Below are 19015 nucleotides of genomic sequence, written 5' to 3'. Positions count from 1 at the left end.
ATGGAGATGCTGCAGATGATTGAAATAAGTAAGCTCATTAAAAAGGCCGATAACAAATTAATTCTGCGGGGGATCGACCTCAAAATTGGGAAAGGGGAAACTGTTGCCATTCTCGGGCCAAACGGGGCTGGAAAAAGCACCTTGCTCAAAGTACTGGCTACCCTAATTAAACCTACCTCAGGCCTTGTTAAAATTAATGGCTTGGAGCTTCGGAACAACCAAATGAAGATTAAAAAGCTGCAGGGATATTTGCCCCATTCCAGTTTGCTTTATGAACACTATTCACCGCTTGAAAACCTTGTTTTCTTTGGAAACTTGTATGGAATTAAAAATGCCGAAGAAAAGGCTGTTGAATTGGTAAAGGAAGTTGGTTTATCTTTCTTTTTAAATGAACCTGTTAAGAATTTTTCAAGGGGAATGATTCAGCGTATTGCAATCGCCCGGGCTATTATACATGAACCCCCACTTCTCTTACTCGACGAGCCGCACACAGGTCTCGACCAGGGAGCGATATCAATCTTAAATAATGTAATTCTTTCGATGAAAGCTAAAGGAACAACTACTCTAATGGTTACACATGATTTCAAACAGGCTGCAGATATTTGCGACAGAATTGTCATTATCAAGAATGGAAAAGTAGCTGATGATTTCCGCATGGAGGAAAAAGCATTGGATACCGTTTCAGAAAAATATCAGCTACAGGTGGAGGGAGTCTCATGATTCGATCAGCCCTCTTAATTGCAAAGAAGGATTTGTATTCAGAATTAAAAACAAAACAGGTATTGGCAACAATGATTATATTTGCGGGGCTGGTTATACTGGTTTTTAGCTTCGCATTTGATCCGGCGAACAATACAACAAAAGCGGTTATACCGGGAGTTATCTGGGTTATAATCGTCTTTTCCGGAATTCTTGGTCTTAACCGTTCATTCATTAGTGAGCAGCGGAATGATACAATGCAGGGCCTGATGATCGCCCCAATGGATGCATCAAGTATTTTTCTTGGTAAATTCCTGGCGAATTTCTCTATGATGCTTGTTGTTGAGTTAGTTTCACTTCCATTTTTATTTCTATTGTTTGATTTTCAGATGTATGGCGGTTTTGGCTATCTGATATTGGTATTGATGATAGGAAGCTTCGGATTTATAAGCATAGGCACTTTTTTGGCCGCTCTTGCTGCAAATTCCAAAAGTAGTGAAATGCTTCTTCCGCTTCTTCTCTTTCCCGTAACAAGCCCTATCTTAATCGGTGCTGTGCAGGCAACAAAAATTATTTTGACGAACATTGAAAAGCTATCAAGCGCCATGGCATGGATCCAATTGATTTCTGCCTATGATGTGATCTTCTTCGTACTTTGCTTTATATTAATCGAAAATGTTTTGGAGGTATAGGAGATGAGTGCAAATCTCGAGCGGGAAAAAGGCGCACTGTCGTCATCTGAGCCGGTGGCGGAAAAGGGCATCTTGGTTCCTAAAATACTTTTTGGTGCAACTGTAATTTCTATCTTGGCTTCTATCTATTTAATATTTATATATTCATCCATTGAGAAAACAATGGGGGTTGTTCAGAAAATTTTCTATTACCACGTTGCTTCAGCATGGTGCACATTCCTGGCATTTTTCGTAACCTTTATTTTCAGCATTCTGTTTCTTGCAAAAAGGAAAAGGATTTTTGATACTTACGCCTATGTTTCTGCTGAAATCGGTGTTGTTTTTACAACAATAGTCCTTACAACAGGTCCAATCTGGGCAAAATCCTCCTGGAATACCTGGTGGGCATGGGAGCCACGTCTTACTACTACCTTAATTCTGTGGTTCATTTATATGGCGTATATCATGATTCGCCAAATGGATGGTGTATGGGATAAAAAAGCGCGTCTTGCTTCTGTATTTGGCATTATTGGCTTTATTGATGTGCCGATTGTATTCTTCGCGATCCGCTGGTGGCAGTCCAAATTCCATCCAATTGTTTTCGGTAATGGCCCTTCACAAAAGGGAGGCGGAATTGAGCCTGATATGTTAGTAGCCCTACTGGTATCTATTACTGCATTAACACTTCTATATAGCTATCTCTTACAAAAGGGAGTAACTCTTGAAAATATGAGAATTAAAGTTACACAATATAAAGAAAAATTAAGAGAAGATCTCGAAAATTAGGAGGAGAAGGACATGAACTTTGTATATGGAGCATACTCCGTTATCTGGCTAATTATTTTTGGGTACATGATGATTTTGGGAAGACGCCAAACCAAGCTTAAGAAAGAATTAGAATTTTTGAAGCATCTTGACCGATAATCGGAAAGATCGGCAGTGCTTAAGCTGAAGGTCAACCCAGTAAGCTTAGCTCCGCTGCAAATCAGGAGGAAGAAAAATGAATCAGCGGATTATTAAATTGGTTATTATGATTTTGGTTGTTGGTATGTTTGCCTTTTTCGGCTACAGTATGGTGAGTAAAGAGAAAAAAACGGATGTCGGAGATAAGGCGTATAATTTTAAGCTTGAAAATCTGGAAGGTAAGGAGACTAAGCTTTCTGATTATGATGGGAAAATAATAGTTCTTAATTATTTCGCCACATGGTGTGCTCCCTGTGTAGAAGAGGCTCCTGAATTGGAAGCATTTGAAAAGGAATATGGGGATAAATATAAATTATTAATAATAGATAGAGGAGAAACAAGGGACCGGGTAAAAAAATTCGTAGAAAAAAATAAAACAACCTCAACCTATTTATTTGATTACAATGCAAAGGTTTCTAAGGTTTACAACGTTACGGCCCAGCCAGAAACCTTTGTAATTGATAAAAAGGGAATTATTCGCGAACATTACAATGGCCCACTTACAGAAATGGAACTTTTTAACATGGTAAAAAAATATGACAATTAACAGAAAAAAAGGATTAACTCTTTTATAGGTTAATCCTTTTGTTATGGTTAAGGAAATTATAGTTTTTAATTTTGCAGATAAACTCCACTCTTTGCAGAGCGGCAGGAGGTGATTTCAAACCGGAACAAACAAGTGGTTATCAGATAGAGTTGCTAAATAGCACTGCCACTTTTCTTTTTTAGGACAAGGTAAAAATAGAGTGTCTGATTCTAGTTCAAACTATAATCGCTAAAATCTGCGACACTCCAGCGGGAAAAAGAGCCAGCCTAGATCCCGCAGTGAGGTACGAGCGAGGAGGCTCGGGGTGGCGTCCGCGGTAAGGGAGCGGATTTTTTGCATATTTACAATGGGGTTGAAAATATCCTTTAAAAATGAAACTCCGCATGGACTGTGGCCTTGATTGAAATTTCACCTGGTTCAAAAGTGGTGGTGCTGACTCCTTTAACAAAGGTAGTTTGTTCCTCAAAAACAGGTGAAAGAGTGCCTGTTACTTCTGATACCAAATAAGGAATTCTGTTCAGCTGTACTCTTAATACCCCAGCAATGACCTCCGCCTTTTCAATGGCATCTGTTACTGCAGCTGCCAACGCCTGTCGATAATATTGCTGCTTTTGGCTGCTTTTAAATTCAATGCGGGAAACATAATTCGCCCCGTTCTTCACAGCAGTGTCAACAGTTACCCCTGCTTTCTCCAGTTCATTAAGTTTTATTTCCAGTAAATGGGTCACTTTATATCCTCGGAAAATTTGCTGCCCATCCTTAAAATCATAATCTGCATCAATCCTGTAGTCATAGGTCCTTATTTTATTATTGGGAATACCAAGTGCTAAAAGAGACTGAATAACCATTTGTGATTTCCGGGCATTCTCCTGCTGGGCGCTAATAAGATCTTTATTTTCCGAAATGATTCCCAAATTAATCTGTGCTATATCAGGTTTAAGACTGACTTCTCCTTGTCCCTGAACTTTAATAGATTGTTTACCGTCTGATAGCTGGCTTGGAATGCCCACAGGGTTTGGGTAGTAGCCTCCGTACACAACAATCTCCTCCTCCATGTTTCCTTTATATAACTATGCGAAGACTTCCCCTTAAAATGACAGCCAAAGGAAGCAGAAGTTTATAAGAATTGATTGATTTGCAAGTCATAATGTGTACAGGCAGGCATACATTTTAAATAATGAGACAAGCGCCAGGGAGGAACTCTATGGAATCTATTCTTCGCTTTTTACCTAAAAACATCGCCGAAATGATTGATAAGATCCCGGCAGCACAAAAAAAAGAAATAGAAGAAATCAGAATTCGTATCAATCGGCCTATAGAAATTACCATGAAAGGATTACCGCGTTTTATTGCCTATGTTATTCAGCCCGAGGATGCCGCCCAGCTATTGAATAAAATCAGTCAATTTTCTCTTTATACCATGGAGGAAGAATTGAAGAGAGGTTATATCACAGTAGCAGGAGGCCACCGGATTGGTCTTGCGGGAAAGGTAATATTAGAGGCTGGAATGGTAAAAGCCATTCGGGATATTTCATCTTTTAATATTAGGATTGCAAAAGAAAAAATAGGAATCGCAGATCCGTTAATCCCTTTTATAAGAGAGGACAATTGGCTGCATGCCATGATTATTGGACCTCCCCAGACAGGCAAAACCACCCTGTTGAGGGATATCGCCAGAGTAATATCAACAGGTGACCAGAATATCCGTGCTGAAAAGGTAGGAATAGTGGATGAACGCTCGGAGATAGCTGGATGCATTAATGGAGTACCACAATTAACCTTTGGCCCAAGAGTAGATATCCTGGATGCATGTCCAAAGGCTGAAGGCATGATGATGATGATACGTTCCATGAGCCCTGATGTACTTATTGTTGATGAGATCGGAAGAAAAGAAGATGCAGAGGCAATCATGGAGGCGGTAAATGCTGGCATAAGGCTTATTATGACCATACATGGAAGTTCCCTTCAAGAAGTAAGAAATAGGCCATCATTAAAAGAAATTCTTGAAAGAGAAATTTTTCAAAGATTTATCCTGTTAAACCGTGATCAGGGGCCAGGCACTATAACCAAAATACTCGATGGGAGCGGAAAAGAAATGACAAACAGAGTGAGCGTGATTTAAATGGTGAAAATTATTGGAGCCATTTTCATTATTTGCGCGACAACCTGGACTGGTTTTGAGGCATCAAGGTATTTGAGTGAAAGACCGAAACAGCTTCGGCAGTTAAAATCAGCCCTTCAGTCATTAGAGGCAGAAATAATGTATGGGCATACACCCCTTCATGAGGCGGCGAGGAGACTGGCTGCTCAGCTAACAAAGCCTTTGTCCTGGTTTTTTGAAACCTTTGCAAACAAATTAACCGGTACCGAAACTACGGTGAAGGATGCCTGGGAGGAAAGTTTAAGTGAGGTTTGGAAGATGACAGCATTGAAGCAGGGGGAGTACGAAATCATGAAGCAATTCGGTGAAACCCTTGGCCGCCATGATCGCGTCTCTCAGCAAAAACAAATTATGCTTGCTCTTACCCACCTTGAAAGGGAAGAAGCAGATGCGTATGAAAGGCAATCTAAATACGAAAAGATGGTGAAAAGTCTCGGATTCCTGTCCGGATTATTACTCATCATTTTATTAATCTAGGAGGAAAAACGATGGGATTGGAAGTCGATATCATCTTTAAAATAGCTGGAGTCGGAATTGTTGTAGCTTTTTTGCATACCGTTCTTGATCAGGTCGGAAAAAAGGAATACGCACAATGGGTTACTCTTTTCGGTTTCATTTATATTCTGTTTCAAGTGGCCTCCATCGTGGATGACCTCTTTCAAAAAATTAAATCCGTCTTTTTATTCCAATAGAAAGGGGGAGGTCCGCCATTGAAATCCTGAAGATTGTTGGAATTGCATTGGTTGCTACTTTTCTGGCTCTGATTATTAAAGAACAAAAGCCAAATTTTGCTTTTCTCCTTGTTGTCTTTACAGGCTGTTTTATTTTTCTTTTTCTGGTAGATAAAATTTCAGAAATCATTTTAATGCTCGAAAAGCTGGCAATTAATGCAAAGGTCAATATGGTTTATGTGGAAACAATATTAAAAATTATTGGGATTGCCTACATTGCTGAATTTGCATCACAAATAACAAAGGATGCTGGACAAGGAGCAATCGCATCAAAAATTGAATTGGCTGGAAAAATTTTAATTCTTGCCATGGGTATTCCAATCCTTACGGTCATGATTGAAACCATTATAAAAATGATTCCGGGATAAGAGCTGGGCTAATTGATAAAACGAGGTGAAAAAATGAAGCAGCGGATGCGGATTATTCCTATTATCATACTTGTATTTTTATTCTTACACATTCCCGGTGTACATGCAGCAGAAAAAACAGAGGGGGAAAGTCCCGTTTCTACAGAAGCAATGGTTGAATCACAGTTGAAAACTCTGGATTTTACAGAGTTGAAAAGCTACTGGGAGGAGATTACCGACAAATACGGAGGTTTTTTGCCAGAAAGCCAGAAAGGAAGCCTTTACGATTTTATCAAAGGTGATAAAAAGTTTTCTTTTAAGCAATGGTTTCATGGGATTTTCAAGTTCGCTTTCCATGAATTTATTACAAACGGTATGCTGCTAGGGTCTCTGGTTATGCTGACGGTGTTCAGTATGCTCCTGCAGTCAATGCAAAATGCCTTTGAAAAAAGCACAATTAGTAAGGTTGCATATTCAATTGTTTTTATGGTTCTCGTCATTATAGCCTTAAACAGTTTTCATGTTGCCATCGATTATACAAATGAAACGATCGGAACCATGATTTCCTTCGTACTTGCACTTATTCCGCTTCTTCTAGCGTTAATAGCATCCTCTGGCGGAGTCGTTTCAGCAGCCTTCTTTCATCCTGTAATTCTTTTTCTTATGAATACTTGCGGAATGTTTATTCAATATGTTGTCTTACCACTGCTTTTTTTAGCAGCCCTTCTCAGTATAGTCAGCACTATGTCGGAGCATTACAAGGTCAGCCAGTTAGCCAACCTGCTGAGAAATTGGAGCATAGGTCTTCTTGGGTTGTTCCTGACAATATTTCTCGGTGTTATTTCTGTTCAGGGCGCTTCTGCTGCCATTTCAGATGGAGTAGCAATTAGGACAGCCAAATTTGTTACAGGTAACTTTGTTCCTGTTATTGGACGAGTATTCACAGATGCTGCCGATACAGTTATCAGTGCCTCTGTTCTTCTAAAAAACACAGTAGGAATTGCGGGTGTTGCTATTCTATTAATCATCGCTGCGTTTCCGGCAATTAAAATATTAATGATTGCCTTCACCTATAAGTTTGCAGCGGCGATTCTGCAGCCGCTCGGAGGCGGACCGATCATTTCCTGCCTGGATATAATAAGCAAAAGTGTCATTTATGTATTTGCTGCCCTCGGGATCGTGTCACTAATGTTCTTTCTGAGCATAACGGTCATTGTGGCAGCGGGGAATTTGACAATGATGATGAGGTAGGAGGGATTAACGTGAGTTATTTAATCGAATGGGTTACTAATATTATCATGTTCATTCTGCTTGCTACCGTTATTGACATGCTCCTTCCCAGCTCCAGCATGCAAAAATATATCAAAATTGTCACGGGTCTTCTATTAATTGCGATCATTCTTACTCCTGTTTTAAAGCTGATATCAAAGGATTTTGAGTCTGCTTTCTCTTCGATCACTAGCCTTCAGGCACCGGGGGGGGAAAATAATATGGAAAATTTAATAGAATCAAAGAAAAAAGAAATACAAGCCTCACAGCATGCATATATTTTAGAACAAATGGCTGTCCAGCTAAAAAAGGGTGTAGAGGGGGAATTGATGGACCAGTATGGGTTAGAAATTGCCAAAATTGATATTTTAGCAGATGAAAAGACCAATCAAACCTTTCCTGATAACCTTCAAAGGGTTTCGGTTCTTCTGAAGCATCCAGATAAACAAATTGAGACGGTTGAAGCTGTAAAGCAAATCACAATTGATACAGAAACGCCTCTTTCAACAAAACAAGACTCAGAACCGGCAAAAAAGATCGCTGCTTATCTTTCGAAGGAATGGAATGTCTCTGAAAAAGCTATCCAAGTTTCAATTGAAGGGGGGCGGACCAACAAAAATGGATAAAGATAAAGGGCCGTTTTCATGGTTAAAGAAATGGACAGCAAATCTAAACAACACAGAAGGCAAAAAAGGAAAATACCAATATATGATTTTAGTTCTCTGTATTGGTGCGGCATTTATGCTGGCTGGAAATATGCTTTTTAAAAATAAAAACACTGAATCAGCACTTCCGGCAATGAAATTAAATTCAACACAAAAAACAGAGGATGTACCCACCTTTGGTGTGAAAAAGGATTCCTCCGGTAAAAGCATTGCGGATTACGAACGGGCATATGAAAGCCAGATTAAAGAAGCGCTTGATTCCATGCTCGGCGTTAAGGATGTTACGGTTGTTGTTAATATAGATTCCTCAGAATCAAAGGTTTTGGAAAAAAACAAAGTGCTTAAGAACCAAACTACCGATGAAATAGACCGTGAAGGCGGAAAAAGAAAGGTTGAGGACTCTTCTGTTGATGAACAGTTGGTTATTATTCGCAACGGTGACAAGGAGGTCCCGATTGTTGTGGAAACAAAAAAACCAACAATACGGGGTGTTTTGGTAGTAGCAAAAGGTGCCCAAAATATACAAGTGAAAAAATCAATCATTGAAGCAGTAACGAGGGCACTGGATGTTCCAAGCCATCGTGTGGCCGTAATGGCTAAAAAATAAAAGGGGGATTTATAAATGTTATTGAAAAAACAAACTGTTTGGCTGTTAACTATGCTGTCTTTAGTAGTGGTACTATCTGTTTACTATATTACATCTCCTGAGCAAAAGGGTTCAAATCTGGCTGCTGTAGAGCAGAAAGCCAAAGATCAAACAATCAAAAAGCAGACTCCAATTGCAGATAAAGCTGAAGGAAAAACAGTTGTTTCAACCGAAGCGAGTGATGAGGTTTTTGAAACACTACGCCTTGAGCTTAATGATAAACGCAACCAGCAGCTTGAATCCTTAAGGGATGAAGTAGCCTCCACTGATCTTCCGCCTGCCAAGCGCAGCGATGCTTACGACCAAATGAAGAAATTAAACGAAACAGCCCAAAAAGAAGAAGTACTGGAAACATTAATAAAAGCAATGGGTTATGAAGATGCACTGGTACGTGCTGATGGTGAACAGGTGCGTATTACCGTAAAAACCAAAACAAAGCATTCAGCTAAAGCTGCCAACGAAATTATCCGTCAGGTTAAGAGCGAATTCAGTGACATGAATTATGTTGCGGTAGAATTCCAGCCATCAAAATAAACAATAATGCCTGTGCCAAAGATGGGACAGCTCAGACTGTAGACAAACTCGAAGATAATCGAGCTTGTCTACAGTCTTTTTATTTTGGTAGAGGGGCCTGTTGATTTCCGTTCCAAGGCACTCGCTTTCCTCTGGGCGGGCGGTGAGCCTCCTCGGCACGCCTGTGGGGTCTCACCTGTCCCTCTAATCCCGCAGGACATTGAATAGCTTCCTTGAAATTGCCCACGCACGAAGGAAATGCGATAGCGTTTCCGAGGAGTCTCGTGCCCTCCACTCCAATCAACTGGGTTTAGTGGTGTGGCAGTAGAATCAAGCTTATTTTAAAATAGATATATATAACGCTTGAGGTGATGAAGCTGCTTTCCAAAAACAGTCCTATTATAGAGTTCAGCGGGATGGATTCTTCCGAAAACATGAATATTTCTATGATTAATATTATGTCTGTTACCTCTGTCCTGCTGGCGAAGTATTAAAGTATTCGACCACGAATAAAGAAGGGTACCGTGAATATAAATCTCCAAAGCTAATTTGCGCCACCTGTCCTTTTTTGGCTCAATGTACAGAAAGTTAGGACCAATAAAAGTTCATAAAGCGCTATATCTGAGGCGGGGTCCAGTAACAGCCATGAATCTTTGAAAAAGAATGGTATAATCCCAAAAAATTTCAATAAAATCAAAAAAGGGGGGTCGGAGTAAAGCATTTCGACACCCTTTTTGTCGACAAACTTGGCTCCCAAAGGAACAGTTCTCTACTTACCAAGTCCGTAGAAAATCGATCAAAAAACAAGAATATTTCACATTTATTGCAGAAAAGGTTAAGATGGAAATAAGTGATTTTTGATTATGAATTACAGAGAAAAGTAATCCATGATTGAACAGTTACAAGGAATTATCGTATAGTATTAGTATCTAGTCACAATACATAGGGTAATAAAAGCAACACCTGACTGGATCCTTTTCAAATCAAAACTATTTTAAAAAGGTAGACAAGGAGTGCTTTGAAAATGTTAAAGGTACAAGAAATCCGAGAACTTATAAAACTGGTTGATCAATCCAGTATTGACGAGTTTGTATTTGAGCATGAAGGCTCAACAATTAAAATGAAAAAGAACGCAATCGCAGTTCCTGCAGCTGCACCAGCTCAGCATGTACCTGCACCGGCGGTCCAGCCAGCAGCAGCTCCAGCCCCTGCTCCAATACAGCAGGAAACAGCTCAGGAGGCGGCACCAGCAGCGGTTAAAGAACAGGATAATGCAAATCTTCATAAAATTACTTCTCCGATGGTCGGAACCTTCTATGGATCTCCATCACCAGATGCAGATGAATATGTAAAAGCCGGATCAAGAGTTACAAAGGACTCCGTTGTTTGTATCGTTGAAGCAATGAAACTGTTTAACGAAATTGAAGCTGAAGTTGACGGGGAAATTGTAGAAGTGCTTGTGAAAAGTGGCCAGCTTGTAGAATACGGTCAGCCTTTGTTTTTAGTAAAAGCCTGAGTAAGGAGCGGTAATAAATGATAAAGAAACTGTTAATAGCAAACAGAGGGGAAATTGCAGTAAGAATTATTCGCGCCTGCCGTGAGATGGGCATTGAAACAGTTGCAGTATTTTCCGAAGCAGACAGGGAAGCCTTGCACGTTCAGCTTGCTGATGAAGCCTATTGTATAGGTCCTGTTTCCTCCAAAGACAGCTATTTGAATTTTACCAATATAATTAGTGTAGCAAATATGACTGGGTGCGACGCGGTACATCCCGGTTACGGATTTTTGGCAGAGAATGCAGACTTTGCGGAGCTATGCCGTGAATGTAATATTACATTCGTTGGTCCAAGTCCCGAAGCTATTACAAAAATGGGAACAAAAGATATTGCCCGTGAAACAATGAAAGAGGCAGGAGTACCAATCGTCCCTGGATCGACCGGCATTGTCAAAGATACAGACGAGGCTTTGGAAATTGCTTCAAAGATTGGTTTCCCGGTTATTATCAAAGCGACAGCCGGCGGTGGAGGCAAGGGTATCCGGGTGGCTAGAGATGAACAAGAATTAATTAAAGGTATCAATCTTACACAGCGGGAAGCCTTAACTGCATTTGGAAATGCGGGAGTATACATTGAAAAATTCATTGAAGACTTCCGCCATGTTGAAATTCAGGTAATGGCCGACTCCTACGGGCACACTATTCACCTAGGAGAACGGGATTGCTCCATTCAGCGAAGACTCCAAAAATTGCTGGAGGAATCACCTTCACCAGCACTTGATGGAGAAATTCGGGAAGAAATGGGAAATGCAGCTGTAAAAGCTGCAAAAGCGGTTGATTATACAGGCGCTGGCACGGTAGAATTTATTTATGACTATCGTAATCGCAAGTTCTACTTTATGGAAATGAATACGAGAATCCAGGTAGAACACCCAGTTACTGAAATGGTTACTGGAGTTGACCTGATAAAGGAACAAATTAAAGTAGCCTCCGGGGAAAAGCTGAAATTGTCACAGGAGGATGTCACTTTTTCAGGATGGGCAATCGAATGCAGGATAAATGCGGAAAATCCTGAAAAGAACTTTATGCCTTCCGCAGGAAAAATCAATATGTATCTCCCTCCTGGAGGTCTTGGGGTACGTATCGATTCTGCTGCATATCCGGGGTATTCAATTCCTCCGTACTATGATTCAATGATTGCGAAGGTTATTGCGTATGGAGCAACTCGTGAGGAAGCTATTTCAAGAATGAAAAGGGCCCTTGGCGAGTTCGTAGTAGAAGGAATCCATACGACCATACCATTCCATCTTAAATTGCTTGATCACGAAAAATTTGTGGAGGGGCAATTTAATACTAAATTTCTTGAAATGTATGATGTGATGAAGTCTTAACGAATAACTGGAGGTGTTTTGGATGGAGAATAATATTCTTGAAATGAACCCTGGAAACAGCGGACATGGTAAAGTGGAAATAGCTCCTGAAGTTATTGAAGTCATCGCCGGCATCGCTGCATCAGAAGTGGAAGGCGTATCCCAAATGCGAGGTAATTTTGCAACGGGTGTAGTAGAACGCCTTGGCAAAAAGAACCACGGAAAGGGAGTAAAAGTAGAACTTACCGAGACAGGTATCAAGGTTGATGTTTATTGCTTGATGAAGTTCGGTGTTTCCATTCCTACTGTAGCGCAGAAAATTCAGGATAATATCAGGCAGGCTCTTTTAAACATGACAGCCCTTGAAGCCGAAGAAGTGAACATCCATATTGTCGGCATTCAATTTGAAACTCAAAAACAGGAAATTTCTGCAGAAATTGAGCAGGAAATTTAATCAAAAAGCCAGAGGGAGATAGTGTGCCCTTCTGGCTTTTCTTTTTATGGAGTTATCAAATTTAGTTTCATCCAGTGCAAAATTCATATGATATGGCTTAAAATTTCTCTTTCTTGCCGTGCGCATGCTTTTTAGATATGCTATTATCTTTTTATGTGTTAAAATATGCCTTCCATCCTTATATTTGACTAATAAGTGTTGAAGGCCATTTTGGCAAATTCCGGGCAGCCGTTATAAAATTGCTGTATTTGGATAAACAATGAATATATGAATGCAGACTAAGACCGTCACTTCCTGGGACAATCTCTGCATGACCCACATTCTCGAAAAAGCTAATGATTTTTCGATGTGCTTTTATTAAGCTGTCAAAGCTTTCTATGTCCTGTGGGTCGAGATGATGAAAATTGGACAAAACTGATTTGTTCGTTGAAAAGGAGATAAATGTATAATGAAAAGAAGAACGGCAAGAGAGAAAGCATTGCAGGCGCTTTTTCAAATTGATGTTAGCGAAACAGAGCCAGCTTTAGCTATTGAGCATGTCCTTGAAGGGGAAGCTGGAGATAAATATTTGACTGGACTTGTTACTGGTGTTGTGGAGAACAAGGAAGAGATTGATGCTCTTATAAAGGTGAATCTCGAAAAATGGACATTGGAACGCCTTGCCACTGTTGACCGGAATTTGCTCAGAATCGCTGTCTTTGAATTAAAGTACTGCCGTGAAGAAGTACCCGTAAATGTCGTATTGGATGAAGCGATTGAAATTGCTAAGCTTTACGGAGATGACCAATCAAGCAAGTTTATAAATGGAGTACTCTCAAAAATTAAGCAGCAGTTATCTTAATTCTTTTATCAGTTGGTCATCTCCTCTCATTACAAAGGAGGATGGTAGTGTGGAAGCGAAATTAATTGATGGGAAAGAAATTGCCAGAAAAACGAGAATGGAAATTGCGGAAAAAGTCCTGAAGCTAAAAGATGAAGGCATTACACCAGGCCTAGCTGTTATCCTTGTAGGGAACAACCAGGCATCAAAGCTTTATGTAAAAAATAAAGAAAAAGCCTGTAAAGAGCTGGGGCTGAATTCCTTTATGATTGAATATCCAGAGAGCCTTTCCGAAAAGGAACTTCTGGATAAAATTTCGGAACTTAACCAGGACAATAAGGTTCATGGCATTCTGGTTCAGCTGCCTCTTCCCAGTCATATTGAAGAGAAAAAAATTATTGAAGCCATCACTCCATCAAAAGATGTGGATGGGTTCCACCCCATCAGCATTGGCCGGATGATGACCGGGCAGGACACCTTTTACCCCTGTACACCATACGGCATAATGGTTATGTTAAAAGAAATGGATATTGAGCCTGCTGGAAAACATGTTGTAGTTGTAGGCCGAAGCAATATTGTCGGCAAACCTGCAGGACAGCTATTTCTAAATGAAAATGCAACTGTTACATATTGTCACTCCAGGACAAAGGATTTAAAGCAATTCACCAAACAGGCAGATATTATTGTTTCTGCTGTAGGAAAAGCAAACTTTATTACAGCGGACCATGTAAGTCAAGGAGCAGTAGTAATTGATGTCGGGATGAACCGGGATGAGAATGGAAAGCTTTGCGGTGATGTAAGCTTTGACGAAGTGAAAGAAAAAGCGGGATTCATTACGCCTGTACCTGGCGGAGTGGGCCCGATGACAATTACCATGCTAATGTATAACACCATGAAGGCGGCAAGCAATGCGTCGAAAATGCAGCATGCCTAATAGTTTATGAGTAATATAAATTGTCCTTATCTTTGGGTTTAGCTTCCATTTCTTATTCGCGTGACGAATGGAATTTCTAAACTTATAATAGATAGGGACAGTTTTTATTTTTGCGAAAAAAGCATTGAAGGAGTTCGATATGCAGGAACACCGTTATTTAACAGTCAATGCATTAACCAGATATATAAAAAGAAAATTTGATGCCGATCCTCATTTGCAGGATGTTCATGTTAAAGGGGAAATCTCTAACTTTAAACAACATTCAAGCGGCCATATGTATTTTACTCTTAAGGACGAGAAAGCACGTATTCTTGCTGTAATGTTTGCGGGTAATTCAAGAACAATGAAGTTTGTTCCTGAAAATGGAATGAAAGTAATTGTTAAAGGTGATATAAGCGTCTACGAACCTAGTGGACAGTATCAAATCTATATAAAAGAAATGCGTCCCGATGGTATCGGCGAATTATTTTTGGCTTATGAGCAGCTAAAGAAGAAACTCGAAGACGAAGGGCTATTTGCACCAGAAAAGAAAAAAAGAATCCCTGCATTCCCCCAAACAGTAGGAGTAATTACCTCTCCCACCGGGGCAGCAATTAGGGACGTGCTGACAACCATAAAAAGGCGTTATCCAATCGCCCGAATACTTGTTTTTCCAGCCCTTGTTCAGGGTGAAAATGCAGCACCTTCTATTGCAAGAGCGATTGAAAAGGCAAATTCAACTGAAGGCATGGATGTTTTGATTGTCGGACGCGGAGGCGGCTCTATTGAAGAGCTTTGGGCATTTAATGAGGAGCAGGTAGCCAGGGCGATTTTTAATTCTTCTGTCCCGATCATTTCCGCTGTTGGACATGAGACGGATTTTACTATCGCTGATTTTGTAGCCGATTTAAGAGCTCCAACTCCAACAGGGGCAGCAGAATTAGCAGTGCCTCATATTGATGAGCTTATGGAAAGAGTTCTTCAGCGGCAGACGCGGCTCCTGCGGGCCATGAAGGAAAAATTCCGCTTTGAAAATGAGAGACTCGGACGCATTCAAAGGTCGTATGCGTTTCGCTACCCGCAAAGGCTTTATGAACAGAAGCTAGAGCAGATAGATAAGCTTACGGAGCAGCTGGCAAGAGGAGCAAGCCGGCTTTCCCAGGCCAAAATGGAACAGCATCAGGCAATTCAAGACAGACTGCTTCGCAGCCATCCCAAACAGCTTTTGTCAGAAGCAGAAGAGAATCTTTCAAGGTCTCGACGAGAGCTTTACCGCTCCATGTCTCTTATATTTTCAAAAAAACACACTGAATGGAAACACAGGGTTTCTACTTTGGAAGCTTTAAGCCCGCTTAAAATTATGGAACGGGGATACAGCCTTGCCTATTTAGATAATGGCAAGCTGGTGAATAGTGTTGATCAGGTAAAAAAGGATGAAAAAATACAAATTAAGCTAACTGACGGAAGCATTCTTTGCAAAGTTCAGGATATTGAGGAGGATGAAAAGTCTTGACTGAAGAAAAAAAATTAAGCTTTGAAGAAGCCATGAGCAAGCTTGAACAAATTGTTGACAGGCTTGAGGAAGGCGATGTGCCTCTTGAAGAAGCAATTGCCTTTTATAAAGATGGAATGGAACTTTCCAAGCTGTGCCATGATAAATTAAAGAGTGTTGAAGAGCAATTAACGCAAATTATAACGGAAGACGGACGGACGGAAAGCTTTTCAATTGACGAGGAGGAATAGTCTTGGGTAAAGGGCTTGATGCGTTTATAAAAGATTACAAACAGCTTTTGGAAAAAGAGCTCAGGACCCTTTTGGAAAAGCTGGAAGCCCCAAAAGAGGTTAAGGATGCAATGCTTTATTCCCTTGAAGCAGGCGGGAAAAGGATTCGGCCGATGCTTTTGTTTGCATCCCTTGACTCTTTTGGCAAGGATCCGCGGACCGGCATTCTTCCGGCAGCGGCGATTGAAATGATACATACTTATTCACTTATTCACGACGATCTTCCAAGTATGGATAACGATGATTTAAGAAGGGGAAAACCCACCAACCATAGAGTATTCGGTGAAGCCTTGGCAATATTAGCTGGTGATGCGCTTTTAACCTATAGCTTCCAGGTAGTCGGCAGCATTCCAGCCGAACATGCATCTGATGCAATAAAGATCAAATTGATTACTGAAATGGCCAAAGCTGCAGGAGCTGAAGGGATGGTCGGCGGCCAGACGGCTGATATGGAAGGTGAAAAAAGGCAGCTTTCTCTCGACGAATTGGAATTTGTCCATATCCATAAAACCGGTAAACTGCTTGAGTACAGCGTTATTGCTGGTGCACTGATTGCTGGTGCTAATAGAGTACAGCTTGAATTATTATCAGCTTTTGCCTCCCATTTGGGACTTGCTTTTCAAATTCGTGATGATATTTTGGACCTTGAAGGAGTTGAGGAGGTTCTTGGAAAGCCTGTTGGAAGTGACACAACCAACCATAAAAGTACTTATCCTTCTTTATTGACAATGGAGGGGGCAAAAGAGGCTCTTCAAAATCATGTTTTTCTTGCAAAACAAGCTCTTTCTAAAACAGGACTAAGTACCTCCCTGCTGGAGGAAATAACAGATTTGGTGGCATCAAGGGACCATTAATGACCGACTGTTTGAGACAAATTCCGACTTATGATATAATCTTTTTTAACTAATATAAGTATAAAATGCTGATGCCGTTAACGCCTGTGTTAGCGGCTTTTTTTCAGATTATTATAATGAAAAGGCCATAATTTCTTGTAGTATCTACCCTTTTTATTATAATTAAAGAGACTTTACAGAAATTTTTCCCAGAAAAAGAGATGAAAGTGAGTGGTCCAAGAGATGGATCTGTTATCAATAAAAGACCCTTCCTTTTTAAAAAGCTTATCAAATAAAGAATTGGAAACATTGAGTGAGGACATACGTCAGTTCCTGATTGAGAAGCTTTCCGTGACAGGAGGCCATATAGGACCTAACCTCGGAGTAGTAGAATTAACAATTGCCTTGCATAAGTGTTTTAACAGCCCTAAAGATAAAATTATTTGGGATGTTGGGCATCAGTCATATGTCCATAAAATTTTGACCGGCAGGGCTAGTGAATTTGATACCCTCCGCCAATTCAAAGGGTTATGCGGTTTTCCTAAACGGGCTGAAAGTGAGCATGACGTTTGGGAAACAGGGCACAGTTCAACCTCCCTGTCTGCTGCAATGGGAATGGCTATTGCACGGGATCTGAAAAAGGAAGATTCCTTTGTGGTCCCTGTAATTGGAGATGGTGCATTAACTGGAGGTATGGCGCTTGAGGCATTAAACCATATCGGACATGAAAAGAAAAATATGATTGTTATTCTTAATGATAATGAAATGTCCATAGCTCCAAATGTAGGAGCACTTCATAACGTTCTTGGAAGACTTAGAACAGCAGGTAAATACCAATGGGCTAAGGATGAACTGGAGCTGCTGCTGAAAAAGATTCCTGCTGTTGGTGGCGTACTTGCCGCCACTGCTGAAAGAATTAAAGACAGTCTGAAATATATGCTGGTTTCAGGGGTGTTCTTTGAGGAACTGGGCTTTACCTATTTAGGACCTGTCGATGGACATGATTATGAATCTCTATTTGACAATCTGGCTTATGCCAAAAAAACCGAAGGCCCCGTACTTCTTCATGTTATTACCAAGAAGGGGAAAGGCTATAAGCCGGCTGAGAGCGATAAAAAGGGTACATGGCATGGAACCGGCCCTTATAAAATGGACACTGGCGATTTTGTAAAGCCGGCAATTGCACCACCTGCATGGAGCAGCCTGGTAAGTGAAACCGTTCGCAAAATTGCCCGTACGGATGAGAGAATTGTAGCTATTACTCCAGCAATGCCAGTGGGATCAAAACTTGAAGGATTTGCAAGCGAATTTCCTGACAGGATGTTTGATGTCGGTATAGCGGAACAGCATGCTGCAACTGTAGCAGCAGGCCTGGCAACCCAGGGAATGAAACCGTTCCTTGCGATCTATTCTACTTTTCTTCAGAGAGCATACGATCAGGTCCTGCACGATATTTGCAGGCAAAACCTTAATGTATTTATAGGAATTGACCGTGCCGGCCTTGTTGGAGCCGATGGGGAAACACATCAGGGAGTATTTGATGTCGCTTTTATGAGAAGTCTTCCTAATATGGTATTAATGATGCCTAAGGACGAAAACGAAGGACAGCATATGGTAAATACTGCACTTAACTATGATGACGGCCCAATAGCGATGAGATTTCCACGAGGAAATGGCTTGGGTGTTCCAATGGATGAAGCATTGCATACTATTCCAATTGGAAGCTGGGAGGTTTTAAAGGAAGGTACTGATGCTGCAATCCTTACTTTTGGAACCACAATTCCAATGGCCTTGGAAGCTGCAATCCTTCTGGAGAAACAAGGAATCTCCATTAAAGTTGTAAATGCGAGATTTATCAAACCTCTTGATGAAAAAATTCTATCGGGTATTTTGGCTGATGGGATGCCAATATTAACAATTGAGGAAGCTATATTAGAAGGTGGCTTTGGCAGCGCAGTTCTCGAATATGCACATGATCACGGATTCCACAGAGCTGTCATAGACCGAATTGGCATTCCTGACAAGTTTATCGAACATGGTGATGTTGACCTTCTGTTAAATGAGATTGGCATGACGACCGAAGAAACGATAAGCAGATTATCCATTCTGGCGAGAAAAAAACAAAAAAGGGCTTAA

23 protein-coding genes and 1 pseudogene are annotated in these 19015 nt (G+C 40.7%); 23 read left to right on the top strand and 1 reads right to left on the bottom strand.

All coding sequences use genetic code 11. The annotated features are described in order from the left end of the window. The first annotated feature begins 15 nt into the window (after positions 1-15). The 5 genes from G8761_RS16690 to G8761_RS16670 all read left to right on the top strand — a co-directional run bounded on the left by G8761_RS16690 (position 16) and on the right by G8761_RS16670 (position 2880). Positions 16-720, top strand: a complete 705-nt coding sequence (locus G8761_RS16690; RefSeq protein ID WP_166028690.1) for an ABC transporter ATP-binding protein — start codon at positions 16-18, stop codon at positions 718-720. Further along, positions 717-1391 carry a heme exporter protein CcmB gene (locus G8761_RS16685; protein WP_166028688.1) on the top strand — a complete coding sequence of 225 codons (675 nt, stop codon included), beginning with the start codon at positions 717-719 and terminating at the stop codon, positions 1389-1391. Before G8761_RS16690 ends, G8761_RS16685 begins: the two co-directional genes overlap by 4 nt. A 3-nt stretch (positions 1392-1394) precedes the next feature. After that, positions 1395-2156, top strand: coding sequence for a cytochrome c biogenesis protein (locus G8761_RS16680; protein ID WP_166028686.1), 762 nt, complete (start codon positions 1395-1397; stop codon positions 2154-2156). Positions 2157-2168: 12 nt separating this feature from the next. After that, a complete protein-coding gene (locus G8761_RS16675; protein WP_166028685.1) occupies positions 2169-2294 on the top strand; it encodes a CcmD family protein in 126 nt (41 codons plus the stop codon). Positions 2295-2370: 76 nt separating this feature from the next. After that, positions 2371-2880, top strand: coding sequence for a TlpA family protein disulfide reductase (locus G8761_RS16670; protein ID WP_166028683.1), 510 nt, complete (start codon positions 2371-2373; stop codon positions 2878-2880). A 365-nt stretch (positions 2881-3245) separates the two neighbouring features. On the opposite strand, the gene G8761_RS16665 is transcribed toward G8761_RS16670, so the two are convergent. After that, a complete protein-coding gene (locus G8761_RS16665) occupies positions 3246-3917 on the bottom strand; it encodes an SIMPL domain-containing protein (RefSeq protein ID WP_166028681.1) in 672 nt (223 codons plus the stop codon). 167 nt (positions 3918-4084) lie between these two features. Here G8761_RS16665 and spoIIIAA point away from each other — a divergent pair, with 167 nt between their 5' ends. The 18 genes and pseudogenes from spoIIIAA to dxs all read left to right on the top strand — a co-directional run bounded on the left by spoIIIAA (position 4085) and on the right by dxs (position 19015). Beyond that, positions 4085-5002, top strand: coding sequence for a stage III sporulation protein AA (gene spoIIIAA / locus G8761_RS16660; protein ID WP_166028679.1), 918 nt, complete (start codon positions 4085-4087; stop codon positions 5000-5002). Then, a complete protein-coding gene (gene spoIIIAB / locus G8761_RS16655) occupies positions 5003-5518 on the top strand; it encodes a stage III sporulation protein SpoIIIAB (protein WP_166028677.1) in 516 nt (171 codons plus the stop codon). A gap of 11 nt (positions 5519-5529) precedes the next feature. After that, entirely contained in the window at positions 5530-5733 is a 204-nt protein-coding gene (gene spoIIIAC, locus G8761_RS16650; protein WP_007084610.1) for a stage III sporulation protein AC, read from the top strand. A 17-nt stretch (positions 5734-5750) separates the two neighbouring features. Then, positions 5751-6140, top strand: a complete 390-nt coding sequence (gene spoIIIAD, locus G8761_RS16645) for a stage III sporulation protein AD (protein ID WP_338000980.1) — start codon at positions 5751-5753, stop codon at positions 6138-6140. A gap of 33 nt (positions 6141-6173) precedes the next feature. Further along, positions 6174-7370 (top strand): stage III sporulation protein AE, encoded by a 1197-nt coding sequence (spoIIIAE, locus tag G8761_RS16640; protein WP_166028675.1) that lies wholly within the window; start codon positions 6174-6176, stop codon positions 7368-7370. Positions 7371-7381: 11 nt separating this feature from the next. After that, complete coding sequence (gene spoIIIAF, locus G8761_RS16635; protein WP_166028673.1) at positions 7382-8014, top strand: stage III sporulation protein AF; 633 nt, start codon at positions 7382-7384, stop codon at positions 8012-8014. Then, a complete protein-coding gene (gene spoIIIAG, locus G8761_RS16630) occupies positions 8007-8660 on the top strand; it encodes a stage III sporulation protein AG (protein WP_166028671.1) in 654 nt (217 codons plus the stop codon). The genes spoIIIAF and spoIIIAG overlap by 8 nt, the downstream gene beginning before the upstream one ends. A 15-nt stretch (positions 8661-8675) precedes the next feature. Continuing rightward, entirely contained in the window at positions 8676-9233 is a 558-nt protein-coding gene (locus tag G8761_RS16625) for a SpoIIIAH-like family protein (RefSeq protein ID WP_166028669.1), read from the top strand. 391 nt (positions 9234-9624) lie between these two features. Then, a pseudogene (locus tag G8761_RS27300) lies at positions 9625-9801 on the top strand (transposase); the annotation flags it as partial. Positions 9802-10236: 435 nt separating this feature from the next. After that, positions 10237-10728 (top strand): acetyl-CoA carboxylase biotin carboxyl carrier protein, encoded by a 492-nt coding sequence (accB, locus tag G8761_RS16615; protein ID WP_166028667.1) that lies wholly within the window; start codon positions 10237-10239, stop codon positions 10726-10728. Between the two features lie 17 nt (positions 10729-10745). Next, complete coding sequence (gene accC, locus G8761_RS16610) at positions 10746-12098, top strand: acetyl-CoA carboxylase biotin carboxylase subunit (protein WP_166028665.1); 1353 nt, start codon at positions 10746-10748, stop codon at positions 12096-12098. 22 nt (positions 12099-12120) lie between these two features. Then, positions 12121-12531: an Asp23/Gls24 family envelope stress response protein gene (locus G8761_RS16605; RefSeq protein ID WP_166028662.1), complete on the top strand. Its 411-nt coding sequence runs from the start codon at positions 12121-12123 to the stop codon at positions 12529-12531. A 448-nt stretch (positions 12532-12979) separates the two neighbouring features. Then, the gene (gene nusB / locus G8761_RS16600; protein WP_166028660.1) at positions 12980-13372 is read left to right on the top strand and encodes a transcription antitermination factor NusB; all 393 of its coding nucleotides are present in this window, start codon (positions 12980-12982) and stop codon (positions 13370-13372) included. A 49-nt stretch (positions 13373-13421) separates the two neighbouring features. After that, the gene (gene folD, locus G8761_RS16595; protein ID WP_166028658.1) at positions 13422-14285 is read left to right on the top strand and encodes a bifunctional methylenetetrahydrofolate dehydrogenase/methenyltetrahydrofolate cyclohydrolase FolD; all 864 of its coding nucleotides are present in this window, start codon (positions 13422-13424) and stop codon (positions 14283-14285) included. 139 nt (positions 14286-14424) lie between these two features. After that, positions 14425-15777, top strand: coding sequence for an exodeoxyribonuclease VII large subunit (gene xseA / locus G8761_RS16590; RefSeq protein ID WP_166028656.1), 1353 nt, complete (start codon positions 14425-14427; stop codon positions 15775-15777). Then, positions 15774-16007 (top strand): exodeoxyribonuclease VII small subunit, encoded by a 234-nt coding sequence (locus G8761_RS16585; protein WP_166028654.1) that lies wholly within the window; start codon positions 15774-15776, stop codon positions 16005-16007. The genes xseA and G8761_RS16585 overlap by 4 nt, the downstream gene beginning before the upstream one ends. Positions 16008-16009: 2 nt before the next feature. After that, positions 16010-16900 (top strand): polyprenyl synthetase family protein, encoded by an 891-nt coding sequence (locus tag G8761_RS16580; protein ID WP_166028652.1) that lies wholly within the window; start codon positions 16010-16012, stop codon positions 16898-16900. A 222-nt stretch (positions 16901-17122) separates the two neighbouring features. After that, positions 17123-19015 carry a 1-deoxy-D-xylulose-5-phosphate synthase gene (gene dxs, locus G8761_RS16575; protein WP_166028650.1) on the top strand — a complete coding sequence of 631 codons (1893 nt, stop codon included), beginning with the start codon at positions 17123-17125 and terminating at the stop codon, positions 19013-19015.

The sequence above is a fragment of the Neobacillus terrae genome (assembly GCF_011393025.1).
Taxonomy (GTDB): Bacteria; Bacillota; Bacilli; order Bacillales; family Cytobacillaceae; genus Neobacillus_A; species Neobacillus_A terrae.
Note: the sequence above shows the minus strand (reverse complement) of the source record. Positions and strands in the feature narration are given on the sequence as shown.

Coding starts and splice junctions, on each gene's coding strand:
- G8761_RS16605 (WP_166028662.1), top strand. CDS start 12,121: ATGGAGAATAATATTCTTGAAATGAACCCTGGAAACAGCGGACATGGT.
- spoIIIAG (WP_166028671.1), top strand. CDS start 8,007: ATGGATAAAGATAAAGGGCCGTTTTCATGGTTAAAGAAATGGACAGCA.
- G8761_RS16680 (WP_166028686.1), top strand. CDS start 1,395: ATGAGTGCAAATCTCGAGCGGGAAAAAGGCGCACTGTCGTCATCTGAG.
- dxs (WP_166028650.1), top strand. CDS start 17,123: ATGGATCTGTTATCAATAAAAGACCCTTCCTTTTTAAAAAGCTTATCA.
- G8761_RS16670 (WP_166028683.1), top strand. CDS start 2,371: ATGAATCAGCGGATTATTAAATTGGTTATTATGATTTTGGTTGTTGGT.
- accC (WP_166028665.1), top strand. CDS start 10,746: ATGATAAAGAAACTGTTAATAGCAAACAGAGGGGAAATTGCAGTAAGA.
- xseA (WP_166028656.1), top strand. CDS start 14,425: ATGCAGGAACACCGTTATTTAACAGTCAATGCATTAACCAGATATATA.
- spoIIIAB (WP_166028677.1), top strand. CDS start 5,003: ATGGTGAAAATTATTGGAGCCATTTTCATTATTTGCGCGACAACCTGG.
- spoIIIAC (WP_007084610.1), top strand. CDS start 5,530: ATGGGATTGGAAGTCGATATCATCTTTAAAATAGCTGGAGTCGGAATT.
- G8761_RS16690 (WP_166028690.1), top strand. CDS start 16: ATGATTGAAATAAGTAAGCTCATTAAAAAGGCCGATAACAAATTAATT.
- G8761_RS16685 (WP_166028688.1), top strand. CDS start 717: ATGATTCGATCAGCCCTCTTAATTGCAAAGAAGGATTTGTATTCAGAA.
- spoIIIAE (WP_166028675.1), top strand. CDS start 6,174: ATGAAGCAGCGGATGCGGATTATTCCTATTATCATACTTGTATTTTTA.
- accB (WP_166028667.1), top strand. CDS start 10,237: ATGTTAAAGGTACAAGAAATCCGAGAACTTATAAAACTGGTTGATCAA.
- nusB (WP_166028660.1), top strand. CDS start 12,980: ATGAAAAGAAGAACGGCAAGAGAGAAAGCATTGCAGGCGCTTTTTCAA.
- G8761_RS16625 (WP_166028669.1), top strand. CDS start 8,676: ATGTTATTGAAAAAACAAACTGTTTGGCTGTTAACTATGCTGTCTTTA.
- spoIIIAA (WP_166028679.1), top strand. CDS start 4,085: ATGGAATCTATTCTTCGCTTTTTACCTAAAAACATCGCCGAAATGATT.
- G8761_RS16675 (WP_166028685.1), top strand. CDS start 2,169: ATGAACTTTGTATATGGAGCATACTCCGTTATCTGGCTAATTATTTTT.